The organism is Silvibacterium dinghuense (assembly GCF_004123295.1).
Lineage (GTDB): Bacteria > Acidobacteriota > Terriglobia > Terriglobales > Acidobacteriaceae > Silvibacterium > Silvibacterium dinghuense.
In genome coordinates this window covers 158,701-179,978 of sequence record NZ_SDMK01000003.1, presented here as the reverse complement: position 1 = coordinate 179,978, position 21,278 = coordinate 158,701, and the positions used below count along the sequence as shown (strand labels likewise).

The 21,278-nt window shown below is 62.1% G+C and carries 17 protein-coding genes; 7 read left to right on the top strand and 10 right to left on the bottom strand.

Annotated elements, in window-relative coordinates; translation table 11 throughout:
- The first annotated feature begins 169 nt into the window (after positions 1-169).
- The gene (locus tag ESZ00_RS14730; RefSeq protein ID WP_129209082.1) at positions 170-1,603 is read left to right on the top strand and encodes a sigma-54-dependent transcriptional regulator; all 1,434 of its coding nucleotides are present in this window, start codon (positions 170-172) and stop codon (positions 1,601-1,603) included.
- A gap of 84 nt (positions 1,604-1,687) precedes the next feature.
- Positions 1,688-2,254: a hypothetical protein gene (locus tag ESZ00_RS14725; RefSeq protein ID WP_129209081.1), complete on the top strand. Its 567-nt coding sequence runs from the start codon at positions 1,688-1,690 to the stop codon at positions 2,252-2,254.
- Between the two features lie 3 nt (positions 2,255-2,257).
- On the opposite strand, the gene hpaR is transcribed toward ESZ00_RS14725, so the two are convergent.
- The 5 genes from hpaR to ESZ00_RS14700 all read right to left on the bottom strand — a co-directional run bounded on the left by hpaR (position 2,258) and on the right by ESZ00_RS14700 (position 7,610).
- A complete protein-coding gene (hpaR, locus tag ESZ00_RS14720; protein ID WP_129209080.1) occupies positions 2,258-2,806 on the bottom strand; it encodes a homoprotocatechuate degradation operon regulator HpaR in 549 nt (182 codons plus the stop codon).
- A 204-nt stretch (positions 2,807-3,010) separates the two neighbouring features.
- Positions 3,011-4,246, bottom strand: coding sequence for a vWA domain-containing protein (locus tag ESZ00_RS14715; RefSeq protein WP_129209079.1), 1,236 nt, complete (start codon positions 4,244-4,246; stop codon positions 3,011-3,013).
- 258 nt (positions 4,247-4,504) lie between these two features.
- Positions 4,505-6,022 carry a magnesium chelatase ATPase subunit I gene (locus ESZ00_RS14710; RefSeq protein WP_129209078.1) on the bottom strand — a complete coding sequence of 506 codons (1,518 nt, stop codon included), beginning with the start codon at positions 6,020-6,022 and terminating at the stop codon, positions 4,505-4,507.
- Positions 6,023-6,590: 568 nt separating this feature from the next.
- Positions 6,591-7,196, bottom strand: a complete 606-nt coding sequence (locus ESZ00_RS14705; protein ID WP_129209077.1) for an LON peptidase substrate-binding domain-containing protein — start codon at positions 7,194-7,196, stop codon at positions 6,591-6,593.
- Between the two features lie 96 nt (positions 7,197-7,292).
- Entirely contained in the window at positions 7,293-7,610 is a 318-nt protein-coding gene (locus tag ESZ00_RS14700; RefSeq protein WP_129209076.1) for a tetratricopeptide repeat protein, read from the bottom strand.
- A 130-nt stretch (positions 7,611-7,740) separates the two neighbouring features.
- Between ESZ00_RS14700 and ESZ00_RS14695 the strand changes: the two genes are divergently transcribed.
- Both ESZ00_RS14695 and ESZ00_RS14690 read left to right on the top strand, forming a co-directional pair.
- A complete protein-coding gene (locus tag ESZ00_RS14695) occupies positions 7,741-8,268 on the top strand; it encodes an acyl-CoA thioesterase (protein WP_129209075.1) in 528 nt (175 codons plus the stop codon).
- Positions 8,269-8,300: 32 nt separating this feature from the next.
- Complete coding sequence (locus ESZ00_RS14690) at positions 8,301-9,140, top strand: Mrp/NBP35 family ATP-binding protein (RefSeq protein WP_129209074.1); 840 nt, start codon at positions 8,301-8,303, stop codon at positions 9,138-9,140.
- A 190-nt stretch (positions 9,141-9,330) separates the two neighbouring features.
- On the opposite strand, the gene ESZ00_RS14685 is transcribed toward ESZ00_RS14690, so the two are convergent.
- The 3 genes from ESZ00_RS14685 to ESZ00_RS14675 form a co-directional block, all read right to left on the bottom strand.
- The gene (locus tag ESZ00_RS14685; RefSeq protein ID WP_229741365.1) at positions 9,331-11,859 is read right to left on the bottom strand and encodes a beta-glucosidase; all 2,529 of its coding nucleotides are present in this window, start codon (positions 11,857-11,859) and stop codon (positions 9,331-9,333) included.
- A 178-nt stretch (positions 11,860-12,037) separates the two neighbouring features.
- Positions 12,038-12,235, bottom strand: coding sequence for a hypothetical protein (locus tag ESZ00_RS14680; protein WP_129209073.1), 198 nt, complete (start codon positions 12,233-12,235; stop codon positions 12,038-12,040).
- Positions 12,236-12,822: 587 nt separating this feature from the next.
- On the bottom strand, positions 12,823-14,313 hold the full coding sequence (locus tag ESZ00_RS14675; protein WP_129209072.1) for a serine hydrolase domain-containing protein: 1,491 nt from the start codon (positions 14,311-14,313) through the stop codon (positions 12,823-12,825).
- Between the two features lie 178 nt (positions 14,314-14,491).
- Between ESZ00_RS14675 and ESZ00_RS14670 the strand changes: the two genes are divergently transcribed.
- From ESZ00_RS14670 to ESZ00_RS14660, 3 genes are all read left to right on the top strand, one after another.
- Positions 14,492-15,280 (top strand): ABC transporter ATP-binding protein, encoded by a 789-nt coding sequence (locus ESZ00_RS14670; RefSeq protein ID WP_129209071.1) that lies wholly within the window; start codon positions 14,492-14,494, stop codon positions 15,278-15,280.
- Between the two features lie 207 nt (positions 15,281-15,487).
- Positions 15,488-16,234, top strand: a complete 747-nt coding sequence (locus ESZ00_RS14665; RefSeq protein ID WP_129209070.1) for an ABC transporter permease — start codon at positions 15,488-15,490, stop codon at positions 16,232-16,234.
- A 2-nt stretch (positions 16,235-16,236) separates the two neighbouring features.
- Positions 16,237-16,863 (top strand): TetR/AcrR family transcriptional regulator, encoded by a 627-nt coding sequence (locus ESZ00_RS14660; RefSeq protein WP_129209069.1) that lies wholly within the window; start codon positions 16,237-16,239, stop codon positions 16,861-16,863.
- Positions 16,864-17,277: 414 nt separating this feature from the next.
- Here the strand turns inward: ESZ00_RS14660 and ESZ00_RS14655 are convergent, their stop codons facing one another.
- Both ESZ00_RS14655 and ESZ00_RS14650 read right to left on the bottom strand, forming a co-directional pair.
- Positions 17,278-19,107, bottom strand: coding sequence for a hypothetical protein (locus ESZ00_RS14655; protein ID WP_129209068.1), 1,830 nt, complete (start codon positions 19,105-19,107; stop codon positions 17,278-17,280).
- Between the two features lie 627 nt (positions 19,108-19,734).
- Positions 19,735-21,222: a DUF4139 domain-containing protein gene (locus ESZ00_RS14650; protein ID WP_229741366.1), complete on the bottom strand. Its 1,488-nt coding sequence runs from the start codon at positions 21,220-21,222 to the stop codon at positions 19,735-19,737.
- Positions 21,223-21,278 lie beyond the last annotated feature (56 nt).

The window sequence follows — 21,278 nt, the reverse complement described above, 5'->3', positions numbered from 1 at the left end:
CCCCAATCCGGTCATTCTCGTGCAGGAATTTCAGGCAGCGCGATTACCGAAGATTCATAAAAGGATGGCTTCGCTGCATTTTTCCGGCTGACGCGCCACGAGGGAGGATGCCACAATGTTCGCAACTTTACCCGAACGACCGACTATGTCACTACCGGAACGATTGACTATGTCATCGCCGGCGCTTGCTTTCGAGCCAGCCGGTAAGCTCCATCTCTTAGTGGTGGATGAAGATGCTGCTGTCCGCACGGCCTGCTGCGAGATTGTTGCCGCACGTGGCTATCCGGTCCGCGGCGTAGCCGACATCGAGGCGGCGCGGAGCCTGCTGCGCGCCGGCGGTGCCGACATCCTGCTCATCGACCTGAAACGGGGCAGCGACGGGCGCAACGGCATCGAGCTCATCGAAGAGATCAAGCTGCTGCAGCCGGAGATCGCGGTGATCGTCATGACGGCCTTCGCCACGGTGACCTCCGCGGTCGAGGCCATGCGCAGCGGCGCCACCGATTACCTGAGCAAGCCCTTTCTGGCCGAAGACCTGACGGCCATTCTCGAGCGGATCGCCGAGCGCCGGAGAGTGGATGCGGCCAGCCGCGTGTTGCGCGAGCGCATGCGTCAGCAGTCCGGCCTTTCGGTGATTGTCGGCAACAGCGCGGAGATGGAAAAGCTGTACCGCATTCTTTCCAAGGTGGCCCAGACCTCGCATCCTGTCCTGATCCTGGGAGAAAGCGGCACCGGCAAGGAGCTGGTGGCGCGGGCTATCCATGCCCACGGTCCGAATGCCGCCAGGCCCTTTCTGCCCGTGGATTGCGGCTCGCTGGTGCCGGCCCTGATCGAGAGCGAGCTCTTCGGCTATGTCAAAGGCGGCATGAACGGGGCAACGAGGTCCAGGGATGGCCTGCTCGCCATGGCGCAGGGCGGAACCGTCTTTCTGGACGAGGTGGGCGAGCTGACCCTGGATCTGCAGGTGAAGCTGCTCCGTGCCCTGCAGGAGAAGGAGATGCGTCCGATCGGCAGCGCGCAGCCGGTGCCGTTCCAGGCACGCATCCTGGCGGCCACGAGCCGGGATCTGACGACGATGGTCGAGCAGGGCCGCTTCCGGCGCGATCTTTATTACCGGCTCAACGTGGTCAGCCTGCGGATTCCTCCGCTGCGCGAGCGGCGTGAGGATATTCCCCTGCTGGCGGCGCACTTTCTGGAGCGGAACAGTCGGCAGCGCAAGCAGCGGTATGTGCTCAGCGACGATGCTCTGCGCATCATGAGCGATTACGCCTGGCCGGGGAATGTACGGGAGCTGGAGAACTCGGTCGAGCGGGCTTGCACGCTTTCGACCGGTCCCATACTGCACATCGGCGATCTTCCCACCCAGCTGCAGGATTTCCGGCTGCATGCCTATCGGACGGAGGTCGACCGGAGCAAGGCTCCCGAGCCCGCGCATGTCGAGCAGGCGGTGCAGCCTCTGGCCGAGCTCGAGCGGCAGGCCATCCTGGGAGCGCTGCGCGATCTGAAGGGCGACAAGCTCCGCGCGGCGCGCCTGCTGGGCATCGGCAAAACCACGCTTTACCGCAAGCTCAAGGAGTACGGCATCAGCGGCGCAGGGGCATGAGCCGCTTCCTGGATGGCATCGATCGCGGCCGTAGCTGCCGCGCCAGCCTGGAAGGACGCTTGTCGCCCGAAAACGGAGGGGGAAATGGAACCGGTACTTTTGATTACAGCCATAGAAGGCGCGGAATCGTGCGCCGCCGTCCTCGCGCGGCAGTTTCAGCTGGAGGTCGAGACGGTCTCCACGCGCCGCGCCGCGCTGCATGCGCTCCGCCGGCGGGAGTATGCGCTGGTGATCCTCGACGAGTCTCTGCTGGACCCGTCGGAGGACGGCATGGACACCCTGCTACGGGGAACAGGGACGGCGCTGGCTATCGAGATCAACTTCGCCATCTCCGGCTGCGGCCGCCTGGTGCGCGAGGTGCGCGCTGCTCTCGACCGCCGGCAGCGGGAGCAGGAGTTAGCCCTGCGCGCCGCCGGGGAGGCGATCGAAAGCGAGCTGCGTGAGCTGGTGGCCGGGCTGCTGCTGCAGAGTCAGCTGGCGGCCGCAGAGCCCAGTGCTCCGGCTGCGCTGGCTGAGCGTTTGCGCACGATTGTCGAACTCTCACGCCGGCTGGGGCGGAGGCTCACCGAGATGAAGCCGGGAGAAACGGCAGCCGTGCCGGCGCGGACACGAACGGTTCCGCAAGCGCTCGCGTCTGTCCGCACGATGTAGGCCTTAATCTTCGCTGTCGGGGGCCGCCGCGCCTTCGGAGGGCTGTGCGAGCGTCATCACGTCATCGAGAGCGCGATAAAGCCGATTCAGCCGGGTGGAACCGAGGTCTTCTTCGATCTGCTGGTAGAGGCGCACGGTCTCGGCGGACATGGTACGGAACAGCGTCCGGCCGCGTGCGGTCAGAGAGACGAGTACCCGGCGCTGGTCGCCGCGGTGGGCGGTACGCTGTACCAGCCCGCGCTCGATGAGCAGCGGAATGGTGCGGGAGAGGCTGGGCGGCTGGATATTGCAGCGTACGGAGAGTTCCAGCATGTCGGCGTGCTTGTTTTCGGCCAGCACGCGAAGGATTCTCCACTGCTGCTCGGTGATGTCATGGCTGCGCAGGAGCGGGCGAAAGCGGTGCATCACGGCTTCGCGGGCCCGGATCAGCATCATGGGCAGGGAGCGGTCGAAAGAGCGTAAAGAGGTGGACTGCCCGGACTGTTTTTCAGTGGCGGGGGCGGCGGACTTCTTGGGAGACTTGCTCGGGGACTTGCTCGGGCTCAGGGGCATGAATCACTCGTACGGGCGCTGGCAGATGCCGCCGGCGCTATAGGGGTTGAAGTAAGGTTACACAAAAGCGCGATGCCGCGACGGCTTCAGCGCTCTCGTTGCCGGAGCGCAGGCCGTTCTTTTCAAGCGCTCTGCTCTATCCAGGCTGTGATGCGGCCGCCATCCAGTGTGCTTTGCAGCCTCAGCGGAATTGTAACGGCAGAATCAATGAATCGTCCGCGACTTCCTCTGCATAAAGTCCATCAGCAGGTATTCTCCCAGGGTCTCGGGGGTGGTGAAATAGGCCTTGCCGCGGCACATTTCCGAAACCTGGTGCACGAACTCCACCAGCATCGGGTCGGAGGTGAGCATGAAGGTGTTGATCATGATGTTGGAGCGCTTGCAGCGCGCTACCTCTTCGAGCGTTTCGCTGACCACCAGTGGATCGAGTCCGAAGGCATTTTTATAGATGCGGCCGTCTTCGAGCGTCAGCGCCGAGGGCTTGCCGTCGGTAATCATCACAATCTGCTTCATGTCCGTGCGCTGTGCCTTGAGGATGCGCTGCGCCACCCGCAGTCCCTCGCGTGTGTTCGTGTGCCACGGGCCGACCTTGACGCGCGCCAGCTGCGAGACGGGCAGCTCTTCGGCGGAATCATGAAAAAGCACTAACGAAAGCGAATCGCCGGGGTATTGCGTGCGGATGAGGTGCGCCATAGCCATGGCGACCCTCTTGGCCGGGGTAAAGCGGTCCTCGCCGTAAAGAATCATCGAGTGCGAGCAGTCGAGCATGACCACCGTCGCGCAGGAGCTCTGGTACTCGCACTGGTGGACGTGCAGGTCGCTGTATGCGATGTTCAGCGGCACCGTGAGCCCTTCGCGCGCAATGGCCGAGGTGAGCGTGGCCGTGGTGTCGAGATTGAGCACATCGCCGAACTCGTAGAGGCGCGAGGCGCCGCTCGATTCAATGCCAGTGGCCCAGTGGCGGGTATCGTGGCGGCCGGCGCTCGATTTCCCCAGCGACCCGAGCAGGTCGCGCAATGTCCGGTAGCCGAGGAAGTCGAGGCTCTTGTCGGTGACCTCGAAGCGTGCGCCGCCCATGGCCGAGCCTACCTCGCCGCTGCCTTCGGTGATGGTGCCGGAGCCGGGCGCGGATTCAGCGCGGATGTAGTTCTCCTGCTGCATCCGCTCGATCAGGCGATCGATCAGCTCATCGAGTTTGCCTTCCTCCTCGAGCTGCTCGATCTTCTGCTGCATCGGCTCATCGAACAGCTCGCCGGAAAGCAGCGCCTGGCGCAGTGCCTCGCGCAGGTCATCCAGGGTGTGCTCCAGATCCTGGTAGGGCTGGAACGGGTTGGAAAAGCCGGAGTCGAGCATGTAGTCGGAGAGCGCCTTCAGCAAATCCTCCATATCGATCTCGGAGGCGAGGTCGCCGGTGAACTTCGAATATCGAACCCGCTTCATAACGCAGCTCCTAGCTTCTAGCTTCTAGCTTCTAGCTTCTAGCTTCTAGCTTCTAGCTTCTAGCTTCTAGCTTCTAGCTTCTAGCTTCTAGCTTCTAGCTTCTAGCTTCTAGCTTCTAGCTTCTAGCTTCTAGCTTCTAGCTTCTAGCTTCTAGCTTCTAGCGAAAATGCTTCTGCAAGGATTCATTTTCTTCAACCCAGGCAAAGTCCGCCGGCACCGGCATGAACAAGCGAAAAGCTAAGAGCTGGCAGCTGGAAGCTAATTAAAGTTTCCCCGCCGCGAGCGCCGCGTCTGCCATTGCTCGTATTCGGTCTCTTCGCTGGGACGTTCGCGCCGTGCCGGCTGCTGCTTCTTTTCCGCGAAGAAGGCGCGCTCCTCGCTGCGCGAAATCCGGCGATGGGCGACCATGCCTTCCAGTAAGAACTCGGCAGCGGCTACCGTCTCAGCCGCGGAACTTTTGGCTGTGATCCCGAGCGGCTTGAGCTTTTCGATCAGGCCCTGGATCTGCTTCAGTTCTTCCAGCGTGGCCTCGGTCGGCTGGCTGTCCTCCACCTTCGTCGATCCGCCGAGATTGAACCATTGCTCGATTTGCTGCGTGTTCAGGTCGGCGAAGTAGCGATCGAAGATGCGGCCGATGGCGGTACGCAGAATCTCCTTGACCACGGTGTCCGCGCCGCGCATCTCGCCCTCATACTCGAGCTCGACCTTGCCGGTGATGCCGGGAACGGCGGTATACAGATCGCCGACGCGGGGCACCACTTCCTCCTCGCTGTGCACAAGAGCCCGGCGTTCCGCATTCGAGACAACCAGCTCCATCGTGGAGATGGGCAGGCGCTGGCTCACGCCGCTGCGCTTGTCCACACGCTTGTCTTCGCGGGCAGTAAAGGCCACCTGCTCGACAATCTCGCGTAGATACTGTGGGAGGACGAGCTTCGCATGGCCGCGCTCGGTCCACGCCTCCTGCGCGGTGATGGCCAGACCCTCTTCGAGGCTTTCGGCGTAGTGCGTGCGAATCTCCGAGCCGATGCGGTCCTTGAGCGGAGTCACAATCTTGCCGCGCGCCGTGTAATCCTCGGGGTTGGCACTGAAGGTCAGGGCCACATCGAGCTCGAGGCGCACCGGATAGCCCTTAATCTGCACATCGCCTTCCTGCATGATGTTGAAGAGCGCAACCTGAATCTTGCCGGCGAGGTCGGCGAGCTCATTGATGGCGAAGATGCCGCGATTCGCGCGGGGCAGCAGGCCGTAGTGCACGGTCAGCTCGCTGGCCAGGTCTTCGCCGCGCCGCGCCGCCTTGATGGGATCGAGATCGCCGATCAGGTCGGCCACCGTAACGTCCGGCGTGGCGAGCTTTTCGATATAGCGCTCGCTGCGTCCCATCCATGCAATCGGCGTGGCGTCGCCCTTCTCGGCGATCAGCATTTGGCACCGCTTGCAGAGTGGGCGGTAGGGATTGTCGCGAATCTCGCATCCGGCAATGTAGGGCGCCTGTTCATCAAGCAGCGCTGTGAGCGAGCGCAGAATGCGGCTCTTGGCCTGCCCGCGCAGGCCGAGAAGAATGAAGTTCTGCCGCGAGAGCACGGCATTGATGATCTGCGGAACAACCGTGTCTTCGTAGCCGATGATGCCGGGAAAAATGGTTTCGCCGGAGCGCAGCCGCGCAATCAGATTTTCGCGCATCTCGTCTTTCACGGTGCGGTCTGCCAGACGCGCAGCGGAAAATTTGGCGCTGCTGCGGAGTGCTCCGAGTGTGGATGGCAGGCTGGGATGGGACATGCATTCCTCCGTGAAAAGGTTGGCGAAAGCGAGCCAGGCTCGCCGGTGGGCGTCTCCTGTTCAGAGTAGTGGATTCCCACGGGCAAGGCGAGCGGATGCTATCAGCCTTTGGCACCGCTCCCTAAGTCGTATCCCCCTATCGCCATTCCACAAATTGTCATTTCGACCGGAGCAGGACAGTTCTATCGTCCTGCGGAGTGGAGAAACCTGCAGTTCTGCCTGTGCCGGAGAAAACTGCAGGTTCCTCCACTCCGTTCGCCTTACGGCTCACTCCGGTCGGAATGACAATGCGCAATACAAGTCGCTTATTTTCAGCCTGGATATATGGGGATACGCCCTGGGTGTTCCCTAGGTGCTCCCACGCTGGGTGGCCCCTTCAATCTCATAGTTGACTTGAGTGGGGTACATACAAACCCGTTCGTTCCATAATTGTCATCCCGACCGGAGCCAGACGATTTTGTCTCGCGCAGTGGAGGGACCTGCAGCCGGTACAGTGCTGGAGCGCGACCAAAGGGAGCGGAGGCCGAAGGCGGATCGCCCTGCGCGCAGCAGCCTGGACGGCCGGTCGCTACATGATGTGGCCGTTCTTCTTTGCCGTCTTCTGTGTAGTGACGCTGCTGCGCAGCTTTGGGAGGATGGCTTCGTAGAACTGCAGCAGGTGTGCAGTACGCTCGGCATCCGAGCGCAGGCTGAGTATCTGCTGCTTGAAGCCGAGATCGGCAGGCAGTGCCGCAGCGAGCTGAAACGAGATGGGCCCGTCGAGACTGAGGTGCGTAGCCTCCATCTCCATACCGGCAAGCTCCATGGTTTCGAAGTGCAGTGCGGCGCAACGCTCGCGCTGTTCGCGCGTTGCCGTTTCCTCCTCATCTTCGAGGAAGAGCACATCGGCCTGCAGATATTCGAGTGAGTTGTCGAGCATCTCGATCTCAAAACGCTGCTCGCCCTGGCAGAGAATGTCGAGACGTCCATCCTCGTATTGGTGCAGGACGCGGAGCATACGGGCTGTGCATCCGATGACGGCCAGGCCGTCCTGCTGCGCGCGCACCACGCCGAAAGCGGTGTTCTGCTCGAGGCATTCCCCAATCATCTTCTTGTAGCGATCTTCGAAGATGTGCAGCGGGAGCGGTGCTCCGGGAAAGAGCACCACGTCCAGCGGAAAGAGGGGGATTCTCATGGTTTTTGTATTATGCGCGTTTCATCCGCCGCGTGGGCCAGAGTGAAGAGCCTGTTTTGATGCCGCACTCCGCGGGTGTGCATGAGCCGCAAAGACTCAGCCGGCCAGATCGAGATCGTCGAGCATGGCCTGCATTTCGCTGAGTGCGTGCTGGTTGCCGGTGCGCTGTGCGGATGCAATCCCCTCATGGAGCCGGGCGCGGGCCTCGTCATTGCGGCCGGCCTTGGCCAGCGTCTGCGCCGCCATGAAGTAGCCGGCAGTATAGTCAGGATGCTCGGTAAGCAGGTGGCCGAATTCGGCCAGTGAGGTCTCGACCTCGCCGCGGCTGGCATATTCCATCGCCAGACCATAGCGTGCGAAGGCATCCGACGGGTTTTGCGCCAGGATTTCGGAGAGCAGGGCAACTTTGTCCATGAGGATATTTTCGCCCGGCCGCCGCGCATTTGCCTAAAATCGTGCGATTGCCGACACTGGAGAAGAACGCTGCAAGAAAGAGCAGCGCGGGCTACAGTCGTCAGCCCCGAAGGCAAGAAAGGGATTACGCATGGAGTTTTCCGGCCAGTCGTTACCGGTCCGCAGTGTAAGAGAGTCGCGGTCCGAGATGACCGAATTGATTCTGCCGAATGATACGAATACGCTCGGGAACCTGCTGGGCGGACGCCTGATGCACTTTATCGACCTGGTGGGCGCCATGGCTGCCTATCGGCACGCGCGCACGCATGTGGTCACGGCTTCGATGGATCACATCGACTTCATCGCGCCCGTGCATGTGGGCGATCTGCTGATCCTCAAGTCGTCGCTGAACCGCGCCTTCAACACTTCGATGGAAGTAGGCGTGAAGGTGTGGGTGGAGAACACGGTAGCCGGAACCTATCGGCATGTGGGCTCGGCCTATCTCACCTTTGTGGCCGTCGACGCGCGCGGACGCAGCGTGCCGGTCGCGCAGCTGGTGCCGGAGACCGACGAGGACAAGCGCCGCTACGAGGATGCGATCCGTCGTCGCGAGCTGCGCAAGCTGGAGCTGGAGCGCAAGAAGCAGGCGCGCGCGGCAACGCCCGAAGCCCGGGTATAACCAGAGTTTCAGAGAAGCAAGGAGTGAGCAGTATGGCGCACGGACACGCACATGCCCCGGCCCCGCAGCCTACATCGCTGCCCGGCGTGGCGAACATCATCGCAGTCGGATCAGGCAAGGGAGGAGTAGGCAAAACTACGCTCTCGGTGAACCTGGCCATCGCGCTTGCCCAGCTCGGCTTCCGCGTCGGCCTCATCGACGCCGATATATACGGCCCCAATGTGCCGTTGATGATGGGCACAAATCGCCAGCCGAAGGTCCTCGAGGGCAACCGCATCGAACCGAACCTTGCGCACGGCGTGAAGGTGATCTCGGTCGGCTTCATCTCGCCCGGCGACAAGCCGCTGGTCATGCGCGGACCGATGCTTCACCAGATCATCCGCCAGTTCCTGCAGCAGGTGGAGTGGGGCGAGCTGGACTTCCTGCTCATCGACCTGCCACCGGGCACCGGGGACGTGGTCATCTCGCTGGTGCAGACCGTCCCGCTGACCGGAGCAGTGGTCGTTTCGACGCCCTCTGACGTCGCGTTGCAGGACGCGCGCAAGGCGCTTGAGATGTTTCATCAGGTCAACGTCGAGATTCTCGGACTCGTTGAGAACATGAGCCATTTCACCTGTCCGCACTGCCATCAGGAGATCGATATCTTCTCGAAGGGCGGAACGGAGCGCACCGCGCAGCAATTCGGGCTGAAGTTTTTTGGCTCCGTCGAGCTCGATCCCAGTATTCGCAAAGGCGGCGACAGCGGCCTGCCCATAGCGCTGGCTGGAGCCGACTCGCCGCAGGCCCGGCAGTTCTACGAGATCGCCCGCCAGGTCGCCGAACGCGCGCAGATGCAGTCGGCGAAGGACGAAAACATCTTCGAGATCAGCTAGCTTCTCGCAGTAGTACAAAGCGGGAGGGGATGGTCTCACGCGAATCTTTAAGTAGGGCACGATCAGAGCCTAAAGGGTGCCCCACGTCTCGATTCTGAGACGTGGGAAGGCACGAACCTGAATCGACGAGATCGAAATCAAACGGCCGATCCCTCAAGGGATCGGCCGTTTGACGATTAGCGCGCAGCGTCTATTGAATCGCGAACTCCTGCGAAAGCGGCGTATTCTCCGAAGAATCCCCCACCATAACCACGAACTTGCCTGGATCGACCTTCCAGCCGTTCGACGCCGTATCCCAGTAGGCAAAGGCGCGGCGGTCGAGTGTGAGCGTGACCTGCTGCGATTCTCCCGGCTTGAGATGGACCTTCTGGTAGCCCTTGAGCTCCTTCACCGGCCGCTTCACCTTCGCAGAAGGATCGCCGATGTAAAGCTGCGCGACCTCCGCGCCTTCGCGTGAGCCGGTATTTGTCACCGTGAAGGTGACAGTGACCGGGTTGTCGGCAGAGGCGGACTCCGGCGAGACCTTCAGGTCCGAAAAAGAGAAGGTCGTGTAGGAGAGCCCGAATCCGAAGGGATAGAGTGGCTCTTTATGCATCGAGGTGTAATACCGATAGCCGATGAAGACACCTTCTTCGTATTTCACGTGCGGCGTTTGGCCTTCGGGCACCGGCGGTGCGTAGTAGTGGTCGTGGACCGGGTTCTCCTCCCAGCTGGTTTCGAGGCTCATCGGCAGATGGCCTTCCGGGGAGTGCTTGCCGAGAAGAATCTCGGCGAGCGCCGTGCCGCCCTCCTGGCCCGGATACCAGTTGAAGAGCAGCGCAGGCACATGCCCGAGCCACGCATGCGTGGCTACGCCGCCGCCCGAAGTGACGCTGACGATGGTCTTCGCATTTGCCGCGCTCACCGCTTCGATCAGCTCATCCTGGCCCCAGGGCAGGGAATAGGTGCGGTCCGAGCCTTCGCTCTCGGTCTGTGGTCCGAATCCCACGGCCAGCACGGCTGCATCGGCCATCTGTGCAATCTTCTTCGCCTCCGGGGTCACAAGCTCATCGGTGGCGCGCACGCCCAGGGCAAAGCGAATGTTGGTTCCGGCCGGCAGGTAGTCGGCCTGGATCTTCACCGGCGTTCCCGCCGTCAGCTGCAGCTCGATCCAGCGCGGAGACTGGCCTTCATGATGCGGCTGCTCAATGACCGGCTTGCCGTCGAGCAGGACCTTGTAGCTGTCGCTGCCGTTCGCGGCGGCCATGATGAGATACGTGCCGCTGCTCTTCGGCAGATACTCGGCGGTGTAGCGAATGCTCTTGTGCTCCTTGCTTTCCGGTTCCCATTCCTCACGGCCAAAGTTCGCCATGTGTGCGATGAAGTGCGTCGTGGGCGTGCCGCTAAAGCTTGTGCCGACGAAGGTCTCTACCTTCACGCCGCCCTCATGAGACGATGCCGCGCTCTCGAAGTTCGTGCTGTTGCAAAGCTCTTCCGCCGTGGGCAGGCCGCGCGCATAGAGGACCTTCACATGCTTGCCTAGCGCATCGGAAAGCCCGGTGAAAATGCTCACCGCGGCAAAGGGTGTCACCGTGGAACTGCCGCCGGCGCCCGGCACGGCCGGCCACGCATCGGGGCCGATCACGGCCAGCGTCTTCATCGTCGAGGCATCGAGTGGCAACAGTCCGCCTTCATTCTTCACCAGCGTGATGCTTTCGAGCGCCTCATCCAGAGCGACGCTGCGGCCGTTCTGTGTGTATGCGGGAATCGAGAGATCGGTCTGGTCGCGCTCGAGGAAGTGGAAGCGGATCGCGGTGCGGAAGATGCGGCGCACCTTGTCGTCGATCGTAGCCTCGGAGACCTGGCCGCTCTTGATCGCGGCTTCAAGGTTCTCCGGGTTCATGAATTTGCCGAAGGGCATCTCGAGATCGAGGCCGCCATTGGCCGCGCCCACCGCGCTGTAGGTCGCATCCCAGTCCGACATCAGGATGCCGTCGAAGCCCCAGTCCTTCTTGAGAATGTCGTTGTTGAGGTGGCTATTCTGCGTGGCGTGCTCGCCGTTGAGCAGGTTGTAGGAGTTCATCACCGCGCCGACGTGAGCCACTCTCACGGCCGCTTCAAATGCCGGCAGATAGATCTCGCGCAGCGTGCGCTCGTCCACATCGGAGCTGACGTTATGCCGGTCCCACTCCTGGTTGTTGGCGGCAAAGTGTTTCACCGTCGCGATCACGCCCTGGCTCTGCACGCCTTCGATGTAGGGCACGGCGGTGTGTGCCGAGAGATAAGGATCTTCGCCGTAGTATTCGAAATTGCGGCCGTTCATCGGGGCGCGATAGATGTTCACGCCGGGGCCGAGCAGGAAATGCACGCCGCGGGCGCGGGCATCCTGTCCGAAGGCTTCACCGGTGCGTTCTGCCAGGGCAGGGTCCCACGATGCGGCCAGCGCCACCCCTGCCGCATAGGCGGTGTCCGGGCCCCAGGTGCGCACGCCCAGCGGCCCATCCGACATCTTCAGCTTGGGAAAACCGGCGTCGGGCTCGGCGCGGATGTAAAAGCCTTCCACCCCGCCGATCAATTCGAGCTTCTGGTGCAGCGTGAGCTTCTTGAGCATCGCATCGGCCTGTTGGTCGATCGCTGGGCTGTCCGGCGAAGGCTCCTGCGCGCGAAGGCTGGGAAGAACAAGGCAGGAAGCAAGGGCGAGCGAAGCAGCGAGCTTCAGGAAAAACGATTGTCCTGGCAAGGGGATATCTCCTCTGGAAACAGCGCGTCAAGGCTATCAGGAGATTTGAAAGCCAGGCAAGAACGGCACAGGGCTGCAACCGTGGACGGGCCGCCGAGCCTCGGTGCCGGCTACAGATCCGAGGCTCATGCCCGCGCGCTCCCGGCTGCGGTCAGGTCGCCGGGGTGAAAGGAACACGCTATGCTGCGGGACGGCCTGCAGTCGACGGCCAGGAGCGGCCCTTCTGTTCGCTGAGTTGATCGAGGATCGCGGTAATGGAGTCTTCGAAGCGGCTGCCTGGCTTGTGGATGACGCGGATGCCTTTTCCCACGATCTGGCAGATATCGAAGCGGGAGTGGCCTTGCGCAATGGCGCGATGGATTTGCTCGGAACGCATGAAAGCTCCGTTCGGGAAGGGTGAGGAAGAGTAAGGTACGGAGCTCGCTGGAAGGGAAGGGAAAAGACAGCCGAGCTGGAAAGGGACAGATGCTCTCCCTATGGTACGCCCTGAAAGCTTGTTATGGGCTTTTCAGGCAGCCGTTGTCGGGCGCTAATCCTTTCTAATTTGTCATCCCGGCTGAAGCATTCTTCTCTCTTTGTCATTCCGACCGGAGCGAACCGGGGTCCCGGTACGCCCGATGTTGGCGCGCTGGGGTGGGGAAGCGAAGTGGAGGAACCTGCGGTTTGCTCCTGCCCGGCGAGGAAACCGCAGGACGATAAAGCGGTCCCGCACCGGCCAAAATAACAACCACTTGCCTGGGCCCTAGGCGGTATCCCCATAGAGCGATCGTAAAAGGCTGTCATTTCGACCGGAGCAGGACAGTTTCATCGTCCTGCGGAGTGGAGAAACCTGCAGTTTTCTCCGGTACCGGCAATAACGCAGGTCCCTCCACTGCGCTCCGCCCTTCGGGCTGCGCTCCGGTCGGGACGACAACGATATGGGCAAGTTCTTTAGTTTCATGCCATCTCTATGGGGATGCCGCTCTAGGGTTCGAGCGAGACCGCCGGCAGTCCGCTGAGCCGCTGCGCAATATGCATGCCGAGCTTGTCTGCAACCGAGCCATCTCCTGGCGCGTAGTTGTTGAGCACGATGACGCCGAAATCTTTTTCGGGGTTGAAAATCGCATAGCTCGAGAAGCCGCCCGTACCGCCGTTGTGCCAGTAGCTGCCCGTCTCATCGATGCGGAACCAGTTCATCGCGATGTGCATGCCGTTGCCCACCTCCGCGTGGATCTGGTGCGTCATGGCGAGCGCGGCCGGCAAGGTCTTTCCATGCGTCTGCGCCAGGGTTGCCGGAGACAGCTGTTCCGGGTGCAGTTGTGCTTCGAGGTAGAGCAGCATGTCCGCCGCAGTCGAGCGGATACCCCCGGCGCCGGCCAGTGCGTCGAGGTCCCATGCATGCGCCGGCTGATGATGATCGCCGTAGCCCTGCAGGAAGCGCGGCTGCAGGGCCGGTGTCATGGCAATGACTGTATCCTTCATGCCCAGCGGGCCGGTGACCTCTGCCGCGAGCAATGCCGGGTAGGATTGCCCGGCACGGTCCGCGAGCGCCTGTCCCAGCAGCCCCACGCCCAGATTGCTGTACTGGAAGAGCGGATTCGCCGCTTTTGCCACGCCCTGCTTGCTGAGGAACGCATAGAGCAGCTTCGCATCGTAATCCGCGTAGGGGTTTTCCGGATGCGCAGGATGAAAGTTGTCCGGCATGCGCGGCAGGCCGGAGTGCTGATCGCTGAGATCGATCAGCGTGATCTCTTCGCCCGCAGGCTTTGCTACCGTGCCCGGCGGAAGCAGCTCGCGGACCGGCTCATCGAGCTTGACTTTGTTTTGCAGGACCATCTGCGCCAGGATGAGTGAGGTGAAGGTCTTGGTGATCGAGCCGATCTCGTAGACCGAATCGTCCTTCGCTGTTCCGTAGCTGAAGACAAGCTTCTGTCCATGCTGCACAATGCCGATGGTGACACCCGCGCTCGTTGCCGGTGCAAGCGCGCCCTTCGTCAGTGCGTCGGCAAGATCGTGATCGAGCACAGCCTTGATCTGGCTGAGTGGCACCGGAGGCATGGCGGCCTGTGGCGGCACCGGAGGCGGCGCGGCAATGGCTTTTGCCTGGCGCTCGAAGACGAGCGGCAGGCTCGAGCCCTGGGTCCAGGTGCCGTCGAGTGTTTTGCCGTCCGCCGAAAGCTGCCCCGTCCATTTGCCATGCACGGCTGCCACATCGAAGGAAACCGCGTTTCCATTCACCTGCACGTTTTCGCAGGGGATGCCGAAGGCCTTCTGGTCGATGCTGTCGGTGGTGCAATGGATCGCTCCGCCGGGAGCGGACTCGATTTGCAGTTGGAGGCGGAGCGTCGCTGCTCCCACGTGCAGGGTGCCCAGCCAGATGCCGGCGATGGATGCAACCGTGATCGGCGGCTGCTGGGCAAAGACGGTGTGGCCGAAGAGCGAAGCCACAAGGAGCGCAATGGCGGCACGAACCATGGTGCCGCCAGCATACACGGGGAATGTTTTTGCGGTGAGAGGGAAGCGATATCGTACCCCTGCGCGTGCGTAGAGCTGGAGTCTGCGGCTTCGGGTCGTGCGATTTTTGATGTCAAAATAAAACTGAACCGTTTAGTATTGCTTCCATCTCCAATGGACTACTACAGGAGGGTTATCGATGATCTCCGTTCATAACCTGGTCAAGCGCTTCGGCGAGTTTGAGGCTGTCAAAGACATCAGCTTCGAGGTGGCGCAGGGCGAGATCTTTGCTTTTCTCGGGCCGAATGGCGCGGGCAAGACCACAACCATCAAAATGCTGACCACGCTGCTGCAGCCGACCAGCGGACGCATCGAGCTGGATGGTCTGAATCCGACCACCCACGCGAAACAGGCCCGCCAGCGCTTCGGCATCGTCTTTCAGGACCCGAGTCTCGATGGTGAGCAGACGGCGTGGGAGAACATGGACCTGCACGGCGTGCTCTATGGCGTACCGCGCAAGGTACGCGCGCAGCGGTCGGAAGAGCTGCTCAGGCTCTTCGAGCTGTGGGAGCGCAAGGACGCCTATGTGAAGACCTTCTCCGGCGGCATGAAGCGCCGGCTCGAGATCGCGCGCGGCTTTCTGCACACGCCCAAGATCCTCTTTCTCGATGAGCCGACGCTGGGCCTCGATCCGCAGAGCCGCAACCAGCTGTGGACACACGTGAAACGCCTCAACGAGACCGAGAAGACGACCGTCTTCCTCACTACCCACTACATGGACGAGGCCGACCGCGTCGCCCATCGCATCGCCATCATGGATCACGGCAAGATCATCGCGCAGGGCACCTCGGCCGAGCTCAAGGAGCAGACGAAGACCGAGTCGCTCGAAGCCGCCTTCCTCGCCCTCACCGGCAATTCACTGCGCGACGAAGCCGCGAACAGCAAGGATCAGCTGCGGCAGGTGGCGCAGATGTTCGGGCGCAGATAAGGGACTAGCCGCGGGTGGCCCATGCAAGCCCGAAGCTGGCTTGTGTGGGATACCAAGAACCCCGGGTGCCCCATGTCTCGCTTTTGAGACATGGGAAGGCACGAACCCCAACGGCGGGTGGCCCATACAAGCCCGAAGTTGGCTTGTGTGGGGAACAAGGTGGCTCACAACTCGCTCGAACCGTCACAAGAAAGGATTTGTAACCGTATGGGTGCCATTTACATTCTCTGGCTGCGTGAGCTGAAGCGCTACGTGCGCTCGCGCGTGCAGATCGTCGTCTCGCTCGGGCAGCCCTGCCTCTACCTGTTGGCTCTGGGCTTCGGTTTTGGACCGGTCTTCCGGCAGGCCGGACATGGCAGCTATCTGCAGTTCATGGCGCCGGGTGTCGTCGGCATGACGGTGCTCTTCAGCTCGGTTTTCTCCGGCATCGCGATGCTCTGGGACCGCCAGTTCGGCTTCCTCAAGGAGACGCTGGTCGCGCCCGTCTCCCGCATGCAGATCATGGTGGGGCGCACACTCGGCGGCGCCACCGTCGCCGTGATCCAGGGCACGCTGATCCTCATCATCTGCCTGATCGCCGGCTTCCGTCCGCAGAACTGGCTGGCCATTCCGACGGCCTTTCTCTTCGTCATCATGATCGCCATCGTCTTCGCTGCGCTGGGTACGGCCATCGGCTCGGTGATCAAGGACATGCAAGGCTTTCAGCTGGTGATGAACTTCCTGGTCATGCCCATCTTCTTTCTCTCCGGCGCGCTTTATCCGCTGGCCAATCTCGGTCCCATCATGACCGTGATCACGCGGCTCGATCCGCTGGCCTACGGTGTGGACGGGTTGCGCGGCGCGTTGATCCGCACCTGGCACTTCAGCCTGCCTTTCGATCTTGCGCTGCTGGCCGGGATAGCCGCGGTCTTCCTCAGCCTCGGCGCGTACCTGTTCTCTAAAATCGAAGCTTAGGCATGGCGAGAACACGCAGCGTAACTGTACATAAGAACATTCTCGAAGCGGCGGTAAAGCTCTTCTCCGAGCGCGGCATCGAGGCCACCAGCATGGACGCGATCGCCGAAGCCGCCGGCGCAAGCAAGGCGACGATCTACAAGCACTGGCCAGACAAGGATGCCCTGTGCCTGGAGGTCGTCGGCTACCTGCATGGTCATGATGCGCCGCGTCCGGTCTTCCACTCCGGCGATTTCCGTGCCGACCTGATCGCGCAGCTCGGCTACCAGCCGGTGCCGGAGCGCAAGGCGCTGCGCGAGCGCATGATGCCCCATCTCATCGCCTATGCCTCGCGCAACGAAGGCTTCGGCATCGTATGGCGCTCACAGGTGGTCGCGCCGGTCCGCGAAGCCATGAGCACACTGCTGCGTCGTGGCGAGTCCGAAGGGCTGCTGAGGAAAGAGCTCGACCATGAAGTGGGTCTGGCGCTGCTGCTCGGTCCGCTCGTCTATCGCAATATCTTCGTGCGCAAGGCAGGATACGCCGGGCCGCCGAATCTCGAGGCGGAGACCGCGGACGCATTTCTGCGGGCATGGGCGGTCGAGCGGAGTACGGAGCGTAGCAGAAAGACAGGAAAGAAGGTCAGCTAAGTCCTATCGGCACCGAAACTCAGTTCACTTCCCAATCCTTCACGCCACTACCTCGTTGTCATTTCGACCGAAGCAGGACGGTTTTATCGTCCTGCGAAGCGGAGAAACCTGCAGTTCGCTGGCAGCAGTAAGAAGCCGGGTGCCCCGTTCAAGCTCCGCTTGGGCGGGAGGGCAGGAATCAACGACAGTCGGAGCTTCATGCTTCCGACCGAAGCACGTTTCCCCCTCACTTTGTCATTCCGACCGAAGCGGAGCGGAGGAACCTGCGGTTCGCCGGCACTCGGTTTCTTGCTGGTGCTGACAGAATGCTGCTTTCTTTGCGCCGTTCGGGATGACAGGCCTGAGCTGAGCGCACCGCAAAAGCAGAAGGGCATCCGGTAAGGATGCCCTTCGCGTTTGCGACTGTCGTGGAGACTACGGCAGGTAGTAACGGAACGAGGTCTCGAGGACGTTGTCCGTACCGTGCGCGCCGCCGCCAGGGTTGGTGGTGCCACCCGCACCCGACCAGAGGTCGCGGCGGAAGTAGCTGTACTGGATGCCCTGGCGCAGACGGCCCATGGGACCGTTGTACAGGTTGTACCAGTAGCCGGTCGAGAACTCCTGCACGTCCTTGTTGTTGCCCGAGCAGTTGCTCGGCGTCGAAGGCGTGAAGCCGCTGCCGCTGTTGGTGGCGGCGGTACCCGGAATCGGCTCGGTGTTGCAGCCGGACATCGCGGTTAGAGTCGAGCCGTAGCCTTCCTTGCCCCAGTAACGGCGGCCCACATAATCGCCGCCGTAGTTGAAGTAAAGGTTCAGCCGCTTGGTTGGGTTGGCCTCGATGGTGGTCATGGCCGAGAAGTTATGCAGCAGCGCAAGCTGGCCGTCCGGACGCAGGGTGGTGTCGGCAATCGTCGACGAGCCGTAGCGGCCGGTGCCCTGGCCGTAGAGGCCCTTGAGCGCGAAGGTCAGCTTCTTGGTCGCGAGCGGGAGGCGCGCGCTGCCGCCGATGGCGCCGCCAACCGTGCTGTCGTTATAAGCGCCAGCAGAGGTGCCGCTGGTGCTGGTCGAGTTGGCATTCGGATAGACGCGGTCGCGGAAGAAGCGGGCGATACCGAAGACTTCATAGTGGCCATAGCCGGGCTCGAAAGCGACCTTGGCGATCATGTCCGGAGCCAGGTTGAAGGAGTAGTTCGCCGTCGAGTTGTAGAGGCCGCCGCCGGTGCCGGCCGAGCCGATCACTTCATTCAGCGGCAGGCTGCTGCCGGCCGGGTTCAGAGTCTCGGCATTTTCAGCCGAGGCGCCGATCCATGCCTTGGTGCCCAGGTTCTTGGTTACGCGGAAGCCGTACTGGCGCGCCCACACGAAGCCGGCGACGTACTGCGGATCGATGGTGGCGGGAAGGATTTCCGTGCCGTTCGAGAGGCCCTGCGTGGTTTCCGTAGCGAGCGACCACATCTGGCCGCCGGTGAAGGTCCAGCCGCTGTTCATGGCGGCCTGCGCCCACAGCTGGCGCATACGCATCACGTAGCTGTTCGACTGGTTGTTGTTCGAGGTGATGCCGGTGCCAAGCCAGTCCATTTCGTAGTAGCCGGTCAGGGTCGCATTGGCGGCCTTGCCGGTGGCCTTCAGAGCAAGGCGGGACTGACGGCCCGAGCCGAAGAACTCGCTGATCTGCGCGTCGTCGGAGTACTCGAGCGGAATGCTGGTGAACGGCGTGTTGATGTCGCCGCCGGTTGCGCCGCTTCGCCACACGGTCGCGGCTTCAATGAAGCTGCCCGCCGGCGAAAGCGTGATGCCCTTGTAGTGAATGGTGTCCGGCGACTCGATGGCCTTCTTCACCTGAGCCTGCTGGTCCTGCACCGTGGTCACGATCGACTGGGTGTTGGTCTTCAGGTCGCTGACCGCGCCCTGGAGGCTGGCAACGTTCTGGGTGGTCTCGGTGACCTGAGCCTGCTGGGCATTGGCAGCCTGCTGGGCCTGTTCGGCGGCGGACTGCGCTGCCGAGGCGGCCTGCTGTGCCTGTTGGAGCTGAGCATCCTTCTGCGTCAGCTGCTGCTGCAGAGAGTTGATCTGCGAGCGCTGCGAGTCCATTTCCTGACGCAGTGATTCGATCTGGGATTCAATCGACGGCTTCTTTTCGACGGCATGATGCGCCTTGCGCGTCGCCGGCTTCTTAGCGGTCGAGCTCGCGTCAGTCTGGCCCTGTGCGGCAACCACGGTCGCCATCAGGATCATGCCTGCGAGTGCTTTCAAATTGTTGTTCATCTGGCCTCTCATCGGAGTAAGAACATCTGCTGCCTCCGGCTCTTGCGTACAAGCCGGTTCTGAATCAGGCCGTGTCTCTGCTTGAAAACGCACGGCAAAGACAGCACATCTCCGCCGGGCGCGACACGTAGCGGCCCGAGTCCGATGTTGGCAGTGGCTTGTGAAATTCCTGCGAATTTACGATGAATAACCTACGAAACCGTGCTAGTCCTTTGTTATGTTGCGGTTGCCGCGCCGCTAAAACGAGGAAAAGGCGCAGCGCTTCCCTTCAGAAGCCGCCGCGGCCGTCTGCGCAGACAAAGAACCGTGTGCTCATGCCGCGCTTTTGAGGCATGCGAAAGCACGAACCCCGGCAGTGGGGAACAAATGAATCGTCGAGAATCTGGGTGCCCCGTCCAAGCTCCGCTCGGGCGGGAAGGAGGAACCCAGGGTGCCCCACATCTCACGCCGTTCGAGATGTGGGTTCGCAGCACGCCAGATCGCGACCAAAGGGAGCGGAAGCCGAAGGCGATTCGCGCCACGCGCAGTGGCGACCGGAGGGAGCGGGTGCCAAAGGCGATTCGCGCCACGCGCAGTGGCAACCGGAGGGAGCGGGGGCCGAAGGCAAAGAGCCTGGACGGCCAGTCCCTAGTCCCAGCTGTAATGCACGGTGTAGGTCACGGTCTGCTGGCCGTGCGCAGGCACGGTCACGGGGAAGACGACCGTGGCGCTGTCCTGCTTTTCAAAGGCGGTGCTCTTCTCCACAATGTCCCAGTTCGCGGCGCGGAAGAGATGCTCTGTAACGTTGACCTGGACAGGAGCCTCCTTTGCATTCTTCACGGTGATCGTGAAGGACTCGTCGATGGTCTTCGCCTCGCTGCTGATGCGGAAGTTGGTCTGCTTCCGTTCTCCGGTCACGTCGAAGGCGTTGCCGGTCGTCAGGCGCACGGTCGCATCCTCGGGCGTGTGACGGATGCTGTTTTCGCCGACGAACTCCATCTGGCCATCCGCATCGCGGCGATAGAAGCGCAGCGTGCCCGCGGGCAGCGGCATGCCCAGATGGTTGGCCTTGCTGTTCACAAATTCCTGCTCGATGCGCACGGTCTTGCCGTTCGATACGCCCATGTTGCGATCGTCATACACGCCCGAGCCGATCGGTTCGAAGGTGCTGTCGGAGCCGTCGTAAACATAGGTCCGCTTCACCGGGATGGCGTTGGCGCGCAGGAACTCGATCTGCTTCGTCTCACGATCTTTCAGCGTGACCGTGCGCCCGAGGTCATAGAGGTGGAAATCGTCGAACGACTGTTGCGTCACCTGCGGAGCTGCCATGGCCTTCATCATCACGCCGCCGGCTGCTCCGGCTGCGAAGCCGCGTGCCATGTTTTGCACCTGCGCCACATCGCCGGCCATCAGCTTCACCTTCGCGTCGGCAAAGTCGGTGCCGCTGTTGTTGCTGATCGTCACCCAGCCCACCAGGTCCATCGGCTCTTCGCCCGACGAAGAGCTGCCGCCTGTCGCCGAAACGATGTTGTACGTCGCATTCCAGTTGAACCCGTGCGTAAGATAGCTGAGCTCCGCGGGGAAATGCTCGCCGCCGTCTGAGGCGATCTTCCAGCGCAGCGTCGGTTTGAGCAGCAGGCCATCGGTGGAAGCAGGGAAGAGCGGTAGCCCCGGCAGCTTGAACTGCATCTGCCCATTGACCTCGATCAGCGGTTCCTTCTCGTTATTCGAAGGCGCGCGCAGGATGCGGCCGGAGACGGTCGACACCTGATCTCCGTGCGTCACCTGGAACTGGATCGTCTGCCCTTCGTACTTGCTGAGCATCCATGCCTGCGTGGCCACGGCGGCATCGTAATTCTGTTCGAGAATCTGCACCGGATGCCTGCCCGTGGGATCGCGCAGCACGACCGAGTCGGGCTCGAGCTGGCTGGTGACCTTACTGGTCGTCACCTCGTTGGTGCCCGGCTTGAGGTCGAGATCGACCGTGGCGCGGGCGATGGCCAGGTTGTCGTTATAGATCGTCAGCGAGGTGCCGGAAGCATCGTTGGCTCCGGCCTGCTGGGCGACGACCGTGGTGGCGCCGCAAAGGAGAAGAGCAGGGAGCAGGAGAGAGTGGACGGCCAGCGTTCGATTCAAAGATGCACCTCCGTGCATGCATTTGCTTGGACACCGCAGGATATCGTTTTGTTTCT